Origin of the sequence: Ketobacter sp. MCCC 1A13808, assembly GCF_009746715.1 — a bacterium.
GTDB lineage: Bacteria > Pseudomonadota > Gammaproteobacteria > Pseudomonadales > Ketobacteraceae > Ketobacter.
Map to the genome: position 1 here is coordinate 101,520 of NZ_VRKW01000011.1, position 15,245 is coordinate 116,764.

10 protein-coding genes are annotated in these 15,245 nt (G+C 51.3%); 7 read left to right on the forward strand and 3 right to left on the reverse strand.

The window, feature by feature from the left end; translation table 11 throughout:
• The first annotated feature begins 153 nt into the window (after positions 1-153).
• On the forward strand, positions 154-2,751 hold the full coding sequence (locus FT643_RS17735) for a CRTAC1 family protein (RefSeq protein ID WP_198043655.1): 2,598 nt from the start codon (positions 154-156) through the stop codon (positions 2,749-2,751).
• Positions 2,752-2,760: 9 nt separating this feature from the next.
• Here the strand turns inward: FT643_RS17735 and FT643_RS17740 are convergent, their stop codons facing one another.
• Positions 2,761-4,482, reverse strand: coding sequence for a potassium/proton antiporter (locus tag FT643_RS17740; protein WP_156872765.1), 1,722 nt, complete (start codon positions 4,480-4,482; stop codon positions 2,761-2,763).
• Between the two features lie 212 nt (positions 4,483-4,694).
• Between FT643_RS17740 and FT643_RS17745 the strand changes: the two genes are divergently transcribed.
• From FT643_RS17745 to FT643_RS17770, 6 genes are all read left to right on the forward strand, one after another.
• A complete protein-coding gene (locus FT643_RS17745) occupies positions 4,695-5,111 on the forward strand; it encodes a hypothetical protein (RefSeq protein WP_156872766.1) in 417 nt (138 codons plus the stop codon).
• A gap of 92 nt (positions 5,112-5,203) precedes the next feature.
• Complete coding sequence (locus tag FT643_RS17750; protein ID WP_232340297.1) at positions 5,204-6,973, forward strand: copper resistance system multicopper oxidase; 1,770 nt, start codon at positions 5,204-5,206, stop codon at positions 6,971-6,973.
• Positions 6,974-6,985: 12 nt separating this feature from the next.
• Positions 6,986-7,681: a copper resistance protein B gene (locus FT643_RS17755; RefSeq protein ID WP_156872767.1), complete on the forward strand. Its 696-nt coding sequence runs from the start codon at positions 6,986-6,988 to the stop codon at positions 7,679-7,681.
• Positions 7,682-7,713: 32 nt separating this feature from the next.
• Positions 7,714-8,235, forward strand: a complete 522-nt coding sequence (locus FT643_RS17760) for a DUF411 domain-containing protein (RefSeq protein WP_156872768.1) — start codon at positions 7,714-7,716, stop codon at positions 8,233-8,235.
• A 15-nt stretch (positions 8,236-8,250) separates the two neighbouring features.
• Positions 8,251-10,506, forward strand: coding sequence for a heavy metal translocating P-type ATPase (locus FT643_RS17765; protein WP_156872769.1), 2,256 nt, complete (start codon positions 8,251-8,253; stop codon positions 10,504-10,506).
• 26 nt (positions 10,507-10,532) lie between these two features.
• Positions 10,533-10,886: a cupredoxin domain-containing protein gene (locus tag FT643_RS17770; protein ID WP_156872770.1), complete on the forward strand. Its 354-nt coding sequence runs from the start codon at positions 10,533-10,535 to the stop codon at positions 10,884-10,886.
• Between the two features lie 15 nt (positions 10,887-10,901).
• Here FT643_RS17770 and FT643_RS17775 read toward each other — a convergent pair whose 3' ends face one another.
• The gene (locus tag FT643_RS17775; RefSeq protein WP_317622056.1) at positions 10,902-11,918 is read right to left on the reverse strand and encodes an HD domain-containing phosphohydrolase; all 1,017 of its coding nucleotides are present in this window, start codon (positions 11,916-11,918) and stop codon (positions 10,902-10,904) included.
• A 5-nt stretch (positions 11,919-11,923) separates the two neighbouring features.
• Positions 11,924-15,241, reverse strand: a complete 3,318-nt coding sequence (locus FT643_RS17780) for an MHYT domain-containing protein (RefSeq protein ID WP_156872771.1) — start codon at positions 15,239-15,241, stop codon at positions 11,924-11,926.
• Positions 15,242-15,245: the final 4 nt, after the last annotated feature.

A 15,245-nucleotide genomic window follows, 5' to 3' on the forward strand; every position in this document is an offset into this window, starting at 1 on the left:
ATAGGAAGGCGCAAATTAATTGCAGCAGCACGAAATTAATTCGCTAAAAATATGCAAATAGAAATAGTTCTGCTATAGCATATAGGTCATTGGGTAATTTTGTTGTGATTCTTGTCACAATTTTTTGTGTTCATGTTTGGAGGGAACCAAATCATGGGTAGCACTTGGGGCAAACGGCTTTATCGTATCTGTTTCATATCTTCAACCGCAATCAGTCTGGCTATTTGGGTGCCGCAGGCTACTGCTGATATTCGTTTTCAGCAGGTAGACGGGCCCTTTGCAGAGGCTGAAGCCTGGGGGGCATCCTGGGGCGATTTTAACAATGACCGTTGCCCCGACCTGTTTGTAAATCATCACCGGGACGAGGCGGCTCTTTATAAAAACAACTGCGACGGTACCTTTACGGACGTTACTAAGAAAGCGGACGTCGATCTTGCCTGGTTGGAAGGCAATCGGTTTGCTGACCAACACGGAGCGGCCTGGGCTGATATCGATTCGGATGGTGATCAGGATCTGTATGTTACCACCGGCTCCCTTTGGGACAGCGAATTGCTGATGAATGAAGGGGGTGTCTTGCGCAACCGAACCGCAGCGGCCTGGTTACAGGACGACCGCGAGGGCAGAATGCCGATGTGGCTCGATTACGATAATGATCGCGTGCTTGATCTGTTTGTTCAAAGTCGCACCCGCAGTTGGTCGATGCAGCAGAACCCCCTGAGTAAACACTTTTTTGATAGCAGTATTGCTACGGGATTCGATATTGGTGATGCACAGGATTTCGGCATATTAATCGATCTGAACGGTGATACCAGCCTGGAATACATAGGTGTTCCCGAAGGTATCTTTCCACAGGTGGCGTACGATATGTCGACCCTGCCCTTTCGTAACATCACCGCTAACATTCCGCCCGTACCGTTGGTGGTCGATACGGCGATAGCGGACTTTAACGGCGATCAGCTCAACGATATCCTGCTGGTACGGGGTCGCATTCGACGTTCCCAGTCGAAGCAGTTTGGGCCCGCACTAGTGGAAACCTGGTTCACCGCCAGCGCCGGTAGCGACGACAAAACCATTCGCTTCAAATCACCCGGAGGAAACCTGCAAATTGATATGCACAGCTTCCTGGGCTTGGTCCGCTATCATTTCGGGGCTGGCGGCTACCATCCAGAAGCAGAAGCCCGCCTCGACACCACGGCTTACCGCTTTAATCTGGAGGCGTCCAATCCTCTCAATTACGGAATCAAGCCACACAGCTCCACCCTTCCGGATGATCTCGGAATTTACATCGGCTACAACCCGTTGACTCAGGTTTGGGAAATCGATCTGGCCAATGGAGGCAAATATACCACCGCGTATTTTGTTATAAAAAGCTCCGCACCGGTGTCCGATTTGGAGATTGAAGGCCTGAACAATATCGACTTCCCTATCGAACCGCTTGTGCTGTTGAATACCGGTAGCGGATTCGACGGTTATGGCAGTCCGCTGACGCCCGCCAGCCAGATCGGTGATCTCAATAACGCGGTGAGTTGCAGTGGGGCGGCTGCCGGTGATTTCGATAACGACATGGATCAGGATGTGTATCTGGTGTGTTCCGGTGGTGTTGAAAATCTCGCCAATTTGCTCTACGAAAATCGAGGAGATGGCCGTTTTGATCTGGTTGCCGATGCCGGTGGCGCTGCCGGACCCTTAGGGTCATCGGTAACCGACGGTCACGGTCTTGTTGATAATGTGACGGTGGCTGATTTCGATGGCGACGGCAGGCTGGATATGTTCGTGACCAATGGCGTGCAACTATTCCCCGTGCGTTTCGCTTCTGCGGATCATCTGTATCGCAATACCACGCAAAATAACCATCACTGGATCGAGCTGGACTTGGTGGGCACTCGATCCAATACCGATGGTATCGGCGCTAAAGTGTATGCAACCGCGGGCGGTGTAACCCAGCTACGGGAGCAGAATGGGGGGCATCACCGCTGGGCCCAGCATCATCAACGACTGCATTTTGGTCTGGGCACGAACCGCGCGGTCGATTTGCGCGTTGAATGGCCCAGTGGAGTGATTGATTACCATACCGATGTAGCGACCGATCAACTGTATCGGGCGCTGGAAAACGGAGCGCTGACGGCCACCCCGCCAGGCCCGGTGGCATTCGATCCGGGGGAAAAGGGGGTTACGGATTCTGTTGATCTGTTACGCGCGATCTATTTGCCGGATGAACAGGCATTGTGGGTACGGGCGACGTCTGACCTGCATCCGGTTTCCAGTGCCATACTCACGGTGACCGCCACCACCGCCGGTAGTGATAGGGAACTTGGTACATTAAACTGGAATAGCGACCATAGCGCGTACCAAAACAAATTCATCGACGTGCTGAATCCGCCGGATTGCGTCACCGTGTCCAGCTCCGGCCACGGCTCCGATTATCTGCCGGTGGAAGGCACATACGGTTGCGCTGAATACGATCCCCCGCCAACGCCGCCAGAAACGCTGACCGTTGAAAAAGCCTACTATTTTCAAAACGACGAACGGGTCTGGATACGGGCTGATTCAGATGCCGTGGCCGAGGGCGCTGCAATAATTGAGGCAACGTTGGTTTATGGCAGCACCGAGGTTCCACTCGGCCAGATCGGCTGGAAACCCCTGTTGGGATATTATCAGCAGCAATTCGGCGGTATTTCACCGGCCCCTGATAGCGTGCTGGTGACCAGTGCCAGTGGGGCGGTGGTCGTGACGGAATTGACAGTGGAGTAGTTATTTCTATTACATGATGAGTTTGAGACCGACAGAGGTAATACGGCCGTCTTTGGTTTCCCGGACTACCAGTTCCACTTTCTCAAGCGTGACCCGGTCCCCGATCACCGGTTTCGCGTGGAATTTGCTATTGATGTATTCTTCCGCTGTTTTTTGTTCGTGAGCGGCGGGCAGTGAAAACCCGTACACCTGTGCAAGATCAAACAAAGCGGCTTCAGGCGAGATAACAAATTCCCCAAAGAACGCCATGGAGCCGGTTGTATTCGTTTTCAGTGATGGGGAAAACAGGGCACCGAAGTCCTTTGTTGAATCGCTGGCAAGCAGCATGACCCGGTCGCCGATGGACAGTTCCAGGGATTTCTTCGATTTGATAACCACCCCCCGGCGAATAACCCCGATCAACTGAGCGCCTTCTGAAAGTGGCAAGCGAAGTGTTTGCATGCCTTCTGCCTGGCACTCCGGTATCACGTCATAAATGTGCAGAGTTTGTTCCTGCTCGGTTGGGATCGCCACTTGCAGGTGCTCCGGTTCAACGGCCAGAGGAGGCACTTCAATGCGCAGCCATCGGGCGATCGGGGCAATGGTCCAGCCTTGCAATATCAGCGAGATCAACACCACGAAAAAAACCAGTTCAAAGAAAATTTTGGTGTGTTCCATGCCAGCCAGAGAGGGGAATAAAGCCAATATAATGGGCACCGCACCACGTAATCCGCACCAGCTGATAAACACCTGTTCCCGCCATGGAAAATGAAACGGCAACAAAGACACCACGACGGCAAGGGGCCGCGCAACAAAAATCATCACCAGCGCGATGGCGATAGCGGGCAGGATGATTGGTGGAAGGTGGCTGGGGGTAATGAGGAGCCCCAGCATCAGAAACATGCCGATCTGGCTTAGCCAAGCCATACCATCGTGAAAGCGGTGAATATCATTACTGTGTGGCAGTGGCGAATTCCCGACTATGACTCCAACAATATAAATGGCGAGAAAGCCACTACCGCCGATGACATTGGTTAAACCAAATACGCTTAAGCCACCCGCCAGGGCAAACAGCGGGTAAAGGGAGGCGGGCAGGTTCAAGCCCTTGAGAAGCTTCGCCACCAGCCAGCCCCCCGCAGCGCCTAACAGCAGCCCCAGCCCCATCTGCTGGAGCAATGCGCTCAGAATGGAGAAGCCGAAATTGGATTGGCTGGATTCCAGGATTTCCACCAGGGTGACGGTCAAAAAAATCGCCATCGGGTCGTTGGTGCCGGATTCAATTTCCAGGGTGGCACTGGTGCGTGCCTTGAGTTCGAGTCCGGCAAAGCGGAGCAGGCCGAATACCGCAGCCGCATCGGTCGATCCCACGATGGCCCCGATCAGCAACGCTTCATACCAGTGCAAGTCAAGAATCCAGTGGATGGCAATGCCGGTTAGACCCGCAGTAATGACAACCCCGACGGTGGCCAGCGACAGTGCAGGGCCCAGACTGACCCGAAAGGTTTCTTTGCGCGCGCCCAAACCTCCGTCGAAAATAATTATGGCGAGGGCCAGGCTGCCCAACAAGAACGCCAGATTAAAATCGTCGAACTGAATGCCACCCGGCCCGTTCTCCCCGGCAAGCATGCCGAGTACCAGGAATACGAGCAGAATAGGTGCCCCCAGCCGTCGTGACAGAATGCTGGCAAATACGCACAGCAGGGCCAGAATGGATCCGCCAAAAATAAACTCGCTGGTGTGTTCTATGGTCATGATGTCCTATGAAATTGGATTTCCGAAAAGTCGCTGTGTATTCCGACTTCTTTTTCAATATTAGTTAGTTACCACCTATATTGTGCCATCCTATGGGGACGGTCTGATAGTTGGCAAGGAACTTTATACAAGCCGTTAGTTCTCAGGTTAGAATAGAAAGCAGGACTCTGTCCTACCACGGACCCCGTCAAAACATGGGAATGAACGGATCAATGAAACTGAAGCGCGCAGCTATTCTAACGCTCTTGTGTTTGCTCCTGCAGCAAGCCGGTGCGGTGTTGGCAGCGGTTTCCCCGGGGTTTCCGATGGCCGACTTTCCGCAACCCATTACCCTGCAAGGGGATGAAACCACACATGCCCATGTGATGGAACACGGCGCTGCTTCTACAACCCGCCAGCATCATGGAACTGAGGCCACATTATCTTCACCTCAATCTCACGAGGAAATGGATCATGGCGAGCATTGCGACGATTGCCAGTGTTGTGGTGTATTAGGCTGTTATGTGGCAGTGCATGGGTCAGCAATGCCGGTTGTTGCAAGCGTGCTGAACACATGCATTCAGGATTACCTCACCCTCTATTCAGGTAACGTTCCCCCGCGGCTGGATCGCCCACCCTCTCTTCTTTAAGCACAGCATCAATCCGTCTGAAATTCGGCTGGCGTCGTCACTTGGCGTCAAAACGACTGAGTTTTCATAAGTGTGCTTTCGAGGAATTCAATATGAATATGAATTTACCATCGTCGGAATGGTTAAGAAATGGGAAAGGGCTGTCGCGGCGTCAATTTGTCACGGGCGTTAGCGCCGGAGCGGCCGCATTGGGGCTGGGTTTTAATCCACTCATGGCCACTGCGGCCAAGGCGACTCCGCTTTTGCGCGGCAACCATTTTGATCTGAACATCGGTTACCAAAGCGTGAACTTTACCGGAACCGAGGGCATTGCAACTACCGTAAACGGAGCTTTGCCTGCACCCATATTGCGTTGGCAGGAAGGTGAGCGTGTTACCTTACGGGTAACCAACCAGTTAGCCCATGACAGCTCCATTCACTGGCATGGCATGATTCTGCCTTCCAATATGGACGGAGTTCCCGGTATGAGTTTTGACGGAATAAAACCGGGAGCGACGTTTGAATATCAATTCGATGTAAAGCAAAGCGGTACCTATTGGTATCACAGTCATTCCGGTTTTCAAGAGCAAACCGGTTTATACGGTGCCATTGTGATCGACCCGAAACAGGCTGATCCGGTGAGTTACGATCGCGAGCATGTGATTGTGATTTCCGACTGGTCTGACACTTCGCCGCATCGTATCTATAGAACACTGAAAAAAATGAGCCACTACTACAACTTCCGTGAACGTACAGCAGCGGATGTATGGCGGGATATCAAGGAAAAAGGGGTAGCGAAAACCTGGAATGAGCGGGCTATGTGGAATCGGATGCGGATGAGTGATACCGATATATCGGATGTCACCGGATACACCTATACCTTTTTGATGAACGGCCTGACTCCAGAGCAAAATTGGCAGGGCCAGTACAAAAAAGGAGAAAAAGTTCGGTTAAGAATAATCAACGCTGCGGCGATGACGATTTTTGACTTCCGTATTCCGGGTTTGAAGATGAAAGTGGTGGCCAGCGACGGACAGAATATTGATCCGGTAACGGTGGATGAATTTCGCATCGGCGTGGCTGAAACCTATGATGTTGTAGTGGAACCGGAAGGCGATAATGCCTATAGCCTGTTTGCCCAGAGTATGGATCGCAGTGGATTTAGTTGCGGCACATTATCGGCAGACAGCACCATGAAAGCGGCTGTCCCCGCTATGGATGAGGCACCGGTTCTCGGTCATCAAGACATGGGCATGGCGCATCATTCCGGACATGAGATGGGCGAAATGGACCACCATTCTGGTGATCATATGGAGCATGTAAACATAGCCAGCGCCGGTTTCGGTAGCTCAAGTTCAATCGTGCATAGTAACACCGAGTTTGGTCCTCATGTTGATATGAGAGCGTCTATGCCGGTCAGTGGTTTGCGGGATCCAGGCGTAGGTCTGCGTGACCATATGAAACGGTACGGCCGCAAGGTGTTGACCTATTACGATCTTTGCAACTATTACCCGACACAGGACAAGCGCGATCCGCAGCGGGAAATACAATTGCATTTGACCGGTAATATGAGTCGCTATATGTGGTCTATTAACGGGACTAACTTTGCCGATGCCGAACCCTTACAACTGAAATACGGGGAGCGAATCCGGATTATTCTGGTCAACGACACCATGATGACGCACCCCATTCATTTGCATGGTATGTGGAGTGAGCTGGAGACTGAAGACGCAAACTATATTCCGAAAAAACACACGCTACTAGTGCAGCCTGGGTCCACAATAAGTTACCTGGTGAATGTGGATGCCAGAGGTCGCTGGGCTTATCACTGTCACTTGCTTTACCACATGCCTGGCATGATGCGTGAAGTAAACGTGGTTTAGGGGGGAGTGACAATGAAATACACAGTCCTGTTTATGGTACTTTTTTTGTCGGCCACCGTCGGCGCTCATGAATCAGATGACCCTTTCATTACCACGGTCAGAGTTTCCCAATTTGAAATAAGAGAGGCAGATAATGAAAACCCACTGATCTTGGAAGGCGACGTCTGGGTCGGTTACGATCTGCATAAATTCGGTATTAAAGTGGATCTGGAACAGCCGGATGAAGCGCTGGAACACGTCGAACTACAGGCTCTTTATAGTCGCGCTATTTCACCGTATTGGAATTTGCAGATGGGCTATCGCGTTGATGTTGAACCCGCACCGGATCAAGATTGGTTCGTGCTGGGTTTGCAGGGATTGGCGCCGTATCTTTTCGAATTGGAGGCGAGCTTGTTTGTAGGCGATGAAAACAGGATCGGCTTGAGAATGAATGCAGAATATGAATTACTGTTAACACAGCAATGGATTTTGAGCCCGGAACTGGAAATGAATTTCTACGGGCAGAATGACCCGCCTTTGGAAACTGGATCGGGACTTTCAGATGCCGAGATCGGGTTGCGATTGAGATATGAAATTCGCCGTGAATTTGCACCTTATTTAGGCATTAGCAGTAAAAAATGGTTTGGCAACGCTGCAAATTATCGGCGAGACGGCGCTGAAAAAACAACAGCTACAGAGTGGTTGATTGGTGTTAAAGCCTGGTATTAAATTAAAGACGATCTTTGATCAGGAAACTCAATATGAAAAATTCAATTGTGAAAAAGCGATATAAAACCCTATCTGAAAGATGGATATCGCTTGCGATAGTGTTGTTTGCGCTGGCCGCGTGCTCGGAGAAAGAAGTTCCGGACACGGTTGCCAATTCACTGGAACTGGACGTGTACAAATCCGAGACCTGTGGATGTTGCGGTGCCTGGATTGAACATCTGGAAGCCCATGGCGCTAAGGTAAGTGTTCATCATCCGCAGGATCTTTCTGCAATTAAGGCGCAGTTCGGTGTAGGCAATTTGTATGAATCCTGCCATACGGGTGTGTCAAAGCAAGGTTACGTGTTTGAAGGGCATATACCGGCAAAATACATTCAACAGTTTTTAGCACAACCTCCGGCAAATGCCTTGGGGTTGTCTGTACCGGGAATGCCTTTGGGCAGTCCGGGTATGGAGATGAACGATCGCTTCCAGCCCTATGAAATTGTGTTGATGAAAAAAGACGGCACTTACTCAACGTACGCCAAAATAGAATCGATGGAAGACCAGTATTAAACTCAGGGTAAGCCAATGAATGATGTGACGGACAGTCAGGAACTGATTATCGAAGGCGCTAGTTGCGGCAGTTGTGTGAACAAAATCGAAACCGCGCTGAAATCCGTATCCGGGGTCGACTATGCGGAGATGAATCTGGCACAACGAACGGTGACGGTGTCCGGCAGCGTGTCTATCGATCGTCTGGTTTCTGCAGTAGAGAGCGTGGGCTATGGGGCCAAACCGATGCAATCGGACACCGTAGCCGACGCCCAGCAGGAGAAGGAAGAATCCGACCAGGCACATTACCGCCGCTTGATGCGCAACGTGTTTCTGGCACTGTCGTTGGGGGTGCCTTTAATGATCTATGGCTTAGTCACCGGCGATATGAGTGTTTCCACCGGCCCGCAGCGTATGGCCTGGTCAGTTGTGGGTTTGCTGACTTTGGCCATAATGGCGTTTCCCGGCAGACATTTTTATGTGGGTGCCTGGCATTCTTTCAAAAATCATTCTGCCAATATGGACACCCTGATTGCTTTGGGCACGGGAACCGCCTGGCTGTATTCCGTTGTGGTGGTATTGTTGCCGCAGGCATTGCCGGAAATGTCACGACATGTCTACTTTGAAGCAACGGCTATGATTATCGGCTTGATTAACCTGGGGTTGGCGCTTGAATCAAAAGCGAGGGGCCGTACTTCAGAAGCCATTAAGCGTCTGATCGGGTTGCAACCGGACACTGCAAGGGTGATTCGGGATGGCCACGAAATGGATGTTGCCATAGTGGAGGTGAGACGCGGTGATTCTGTGCGGGTTCGACCGGGGGAGAAGATTCCCGTTGACGGGGAAGTCATCGAAGGGCAGTCCTCGGTCGATGAGTCGATGTTAACCGGTGAACCGATGCCGGTAGAAAAAGTCCGTGCCGATACCGTCATAGCAGGGACATTAAACCGATCCGGTTCAATGGTCTTCACCGCGACGCGGGTAGGTCAGGATACCGCACTGGCACGGATCATTGGCATGGTCAGACGGGCGCAGAATTCCAAACCGTCGATCGGGCGAATCGCGGATCTGATCGCGGGTTATTTTGTGCCAACGGTGATGATTATTGCCGTTGTGAGTGGTTTGATCTGGTTGAATTTCGGACCCGATCCACAGGTGGCTTTTGCCATTGTATCGGTGACCACCATTTTGATTATTGCGTGCCCTTGCGCTTTGGGATTGGCTACCCCGATGTCGGTCATGGTGGGCGTAGGGAAAGCCGCTGAGGCGGGTGTATTAATTCGCAACGGTGAAGCGTTGCAAACGGCGTCCAAAATCAGCGCCATGATTTTAGATAAGACCGGTACCATCACCCAGGGTGCACCCAAGATAACCGACATTTTATTGGTGGATGGAGATCGCGCCAGACTATCTGAACGCGAGGTCTTACGATGGGTAGGTAGCCTGGAGGCCGGCTCGGAACATCCGTTGGCTATCGCCATCGCTGACAGTGTCAAAGAAAAGAATATTAATTTGTCGAGTGTGAACGGGTTTAATGCGATTAGCGGGCAGGGCGTTGAAGGCATCTGCGAACACAGGCGCTTGCTGTTCGGAAATGAAAAATTGATGCGCGTGCACAACATTGACATCGATTCTTTTACCGAACCGGCTCAACGTCTGGCTTCAGCCGCAAAAACACCTATTTACTTTGCGGTGGACGACAAATTAGCGGCGATTATTGCGGTATCTGATCCGGTCAAAGCCGACTCCATTGAGGCTATTCGCCGATTACAGCGCAATAGAATTCGGGTGCTGATGCTGACTGGAGATAATCGCGCCACGGCCAAAGCGGTGGCTAATCAGGTTGGTATAACCGAATTTGTTGCAGAAGTTTTACCGGAAGATAAAGCGGCTAAAATCATCGAATTGCAGAATGAAGGTGAAATCGTCGGTATGACCGGAGACGGTATCAATGATGCGCCGGCATTGGCTCAGGCGAACGTCGGGTTTGCGATTGGCACGGGAACCGATGTGGCCATTGAAAGTGCGGACATTACGCTAATGCGCGGGTCGTTGCATGGGTTGGCGGATGCGATCGCGGTCAGTAAAGCCACGTTAAGAAACATCAAGCAGAACCTGTTTGGCGCTTTTATTTATAATGTGGCTGGCATTCCGGTAGCAGCGGGGCTTTTGTATCCGCTAACAGGCATGCTGTTGAGCCCGGTAATCGCTGGTGCGGCCATGGCTTTTTCATCCGTGACCGTGGTGACCAATGCCAACCGCTTGCGTTTTTTCAAGCCAGCAGCGCATTGACGTGAATTCTAAAACAGGAGCAAGCGATGTGGTGGGTTAATGTAGCGAGTATTTTGCTGGTTGTTTTGATTGTCTGGTGGTTCTGGTTATACAAACCGAAGGGAGCGAAACTCAGCGATCAGAGCACCGTTATCGTGGTTGATAAGGGGATTTACACGCCAGCTTACCTAAAATTGCGATCAAACCAGCCTGTGACACTGACCTTTTTGCGAAAAGACACCTCACCCTGTGCGGAAATGATTGTTATACCCGAGCTGGATTTCAGCGCATCGTTACCGGTGGGAAAAGAAAAAACGATACAGTTACCGGCAATGGAAAAGGGAGAATACCATTTCCATTGTCAGATGCAGATGTATCGTGGCCGGCTCGAAGTCGTATGATAGGGGCCTGAGTCGTTAGCCACCCGCCGATTCCTGCGTGTTTTCAGCCCAACGGGTTTTGATATCGAGGATAGATTCTATTTCCTGTTCCAATAGTAATACCAGGGCAGGATCAAAGTGCTTTCCGCTCTGTTCCCGTATGTAGTCCAGAGCCGCTTCCACGGTCCAGGCTTCTTTGTAAGGGCGTTTACTGGTCAAGGCATCGAAGACATCCGCCAGAGCGACTATACGCGCTTCTATTGGAATGTTTTCTCCATACAGCCCATCGGGGTATCCGCTGCCGTCCCATTTTTCGTGGTGACGCAATGCCACTGTACGAGCCATTTGTAAAAGCGGAAAATCACTTCCCCCCAGAATCTCCGCACCAATAACGGGATGCCGCTTCATGATTTCGAATTCTTGGTTAGTAAGCTTGCCTGGTTTGAGCATAATGGCATCGGAAATACCGATTTTGCCAATATCATGCATGGGAGCGGCATTCAGTAAATTCTCTGCCTGCTCTTGAGTAAAACCGAATGCCTTCGCCAGTACGTAAGAGTAGTGACTCATGCGCATTACGTGCAGACCGGTCTCATTATCTTTGTATTCAGCGGCGCGCCCTAATTTCTGTATGATCTGCAAACGGGTCGACTTCAACTCTTCGGCATGAACCAAGGATAAATGAGTTTTCACCCGCGCTTTCACAATGGCGGGACTTAAAGGTTTGGTAATATAGTCCACTCCCCCCGCATCAAAGCCGGTGGTTTCATCCACTTCATCTTTTAATGCCGTGACAAAAATAACCGGAATGCGATTGGTTGCAGTATTGGCTTTTAACCGGGTGCAGGTTTCAAACCCATTCAGGTGCGGCATCATAACATCCAGCAGGATGAGATTCGGGTTTTCTTTGGCCGCCAGCACAATGGCCTCTTCGCCACTTTTGGCAAAGGCCAGCTGATAGGAGTCCTGTAGCATTAACTTCAATACCCGAAGATTAGTGGGTTCGTCGTCAACGACCAGAATCTTGGGGCGATGGTTAAGTAGACTTTCCACAGCTATTAAACCTCTGTGAGTTGGATATGGAGTTGATTTAATCGGTCGATGGCAACCTCGAAGTCAAAATCGTTCAGCGCTGCTTCCAGTGCTTTTACCTGTTCACCCGGTATCAAGGACGCACTGTGAGTGATGATAGCTAGCGCCTGGTCATCGCACTGATTGAGGCGGGCTGCCTGCAGTAGTCTGTTCACTGCATCGATCAGTGAACCCTTATCTACCCCGGCGTCTGCATTTTCGGTGACCGGTGAAATTTCTTTGCAAAGGTTTTCCAGCTCGGGTTTGAGCCGTTTGATCAGGTCTTTCAGCGATGCAATACTGTTACTTACTGTGTTGAAGCTTGCTGTCTTACAGCCTTCTTCGAGGCGCGACAGCAGCGGCAGAAAGCTGACCAGTGCCAGGTTACCACTCAGGCCGTTGAGCCGGTGAGCGTGCTGCTTCAAAGTGCCATAGTCTGCGCGTTCAAGCAGTTGATGAAATTCGTGAACGTCGGCATCGAACTGATTTACAAATACAAAAAGCTCTTTTGTATAAGTACTTAAATTACCCCATAGGGCAATACCTTTATCGCGATCGAATATCTGTGCAGTTGACCCATTGGCCGGTTGCGTTTCCGGGAGACTGGCGTAACTGAGATTCATCACCCGTGCGATTTCCACCTGCAGATAGTCAACGTCAACCGGTTTACTACAAAAGCCATTCATACCGGCGTCCCGGGCTGCTTTTTTATCTTCATCCAACACGCTTGCTGTCATGGCAATAATAGGCATGTTGTTGTGTCTGGGTAGCTTACGAATACGCTGACAGGCCGTAAGTCCATCCATTTTTGGCATCTGTACGTCCATCAGAATCAAATCGAATTCAGTGGTTTTTACCTGCTGTAAAGCTTGTTCGCCATCGCTTGCGCAGGTGACCCGGTGTTTGGCTGACTCCAGAATGAGTTTTAATAGCGTGATATTCTGCGGAACATCGTCCACCACCAGTATGTGCAGCGGTGGCAACTCGGTCTGCTGAATAAAATGCTCGGGTATCGGGTTTTCGCCTTTTTGGAGCGGCAGAGTAAAACTGAAACAGCTGCCTTCACCTGGTTTACTTTGTGCTGAAATCCTGCCGCCCATCAATTCGACCAGCTGTTTGCTGATTGTGGTGCCCAGCCCGGTGCCACCGAAGCGTCGGTCCATGGAGGAATCTGCTTGGGTGAAAGGATCAAAGATCGCTTCAATTCTTTCTGCATCAATACCGATGCCGGTATCGGTAACACGAAATTCAACCCACTGATCACGCAGGGGCGTAACGTCGACACTGACTGTACCTTGCTCCGTGAATTTAACGGCATTACCGATCAGGTTCATAAGCACCTGACGAATCCGGTCCGGTGCACCTTGATAGAATTCATCCAGCGTTTCGTCAATATGCATTTCCAGTGTCAGGCCCTTATTGCGGGCCTGAATCCAGAGCGTTGACACCACCGAATCGATCAGACCGGAGAGGGAAAAATCACGCAACTCCAGCGTCATTTTTCCTTTCTCTAATTTGGCGCTATCCAGAATGTCATCCAGTAGATGCAGTAGCGAGCGGGCTGAACCGCGCAAGGTTGATAGATATTTGTTCTGATCGGCGTCCAGTTTGGTGGTCATTAAAATATCGCTGAAACCGATAATTGCATTCATGGGTGTGCGGATTTCGTGGCTCATATTGGCAAGAAATGCACTGCGAGCCAAGGCAGCCTGTTCCGCTTTCACTTTGGCGTTGATCAACTCTATGTCGAGTTCTTTCCTTGCGGTGATATCCATAATGAAGCCATCCAGCCAGGCAATGCCGCCGTCTTCATTTAATACGTTGCCGCCATTGTCCTGCACCCAGCGTACAGTGCCATCGCGGTGAATAATGCGGTATTCCAGATTGAACGGCGCGGAGTCTGCTTCCGGTTGTCGCACCAGCGCCAGATCGTCGGGGTGAATTAATTCGGCAAAGCTGCGTTTGGGATTGGGTAGGCTGAAATCCCGGGCAGGATAACCGGTAATGCGCTGGATGGCATCACTGATGAACAGCATTTCCCAGGATTCCGAGCTTAAGCAGCGATACGCAGCACCGGGGATATTGCCGATGAGTGAACGAAAGCGAGCTTCGTTTTCCTTTAATTCGCTCTCCATCGCCAGCTGATCACGAATATCCGTCATGAAACCGACGTATAGGCTTTCCTGGGGCAGTTTGACGTGCCCGATTGCCAGCCGGACCGGAATTCGCTCACCATTTTGGTGTAGCGCTTCCGTTTGGCGACCGATACCGATGAGTTTGTGAATATGGGTTTCCAGATAAGTTTCTATATCCCCGCTGGCCATTTCACTAGGGGTATCCGGCATCAGCCGATTGATACTCTGCCCGAGCAACTGGTCGTGCTTCCAGCCAACAAGGTCTTCGGTGGCCGGGTTGGCTCCCACTATGATGCCTTTGGAGTTAATGATGACGATAGCGTCCACTGCGGTTTGCAGAATTGCCGTTAGTCGCTTTTCATTGTCGGTGACGGTCTGATGTAAACGGCGATAACGCAATAGCAGATCCACCGCAACCACCAGGCAAGTAATCATGATGGTGATGAGGGAAACGCCGATGGCGAGCAGGTTGGCCTGATTATCTGAATTGGGCATATATTCAAAACCGGCGGGCGGCACAAAGCGCGCTGCCGCCATACCGGTATAATGCATCGCTGCGATAGCCAGCCCCATGACCACGCCTCCGGCAATATCAGCACCGGCCTTCGATAGCTTGAGTTGTTTCAGGTTGCGGATAGCGGCCCGTGTCCATAAGGCGACAAACGCCAGCAATACCGCCACCAACACCGAGACCGAAAATATCCACGGATCGTAGCGTAAGGCCGGTGCCATGACCATACCGCTCATGCCGATGTAATGCATGGAGCCGATACCGGCGCCCATCAAGACGCCCCCGGTAAGCAACTGGGTAAAGGTGATCTGTTGCTTGCTGTTGAGTTGGAGGGCGACTACAGAGGCCGCGACACTGGGAATCATCGACAGGAAAGTCAGCGTCAGGTCGTATTCCACCGGTGTGCACAAATCGAAAGCCAGCATACCAATAAAATGCATGGCCCAGACGCCACCCCCTTGAGCCAGACTGCCGGTAAACAGGGTGATGCCCCGTTGTTGCTGGTTGATCGTCGAGCGGGCCTGACTGGATAGATGCAAGGCCATGGAGGACGTGAAAATAGCAATCAACACCGACAGCACCACCAGCCCCGGAGAAAAATCGCCGTAGATAAGCAAGTTGTCCGGGGGATAACTAAATAGTTGGAACAGCCAGTCCATAAAA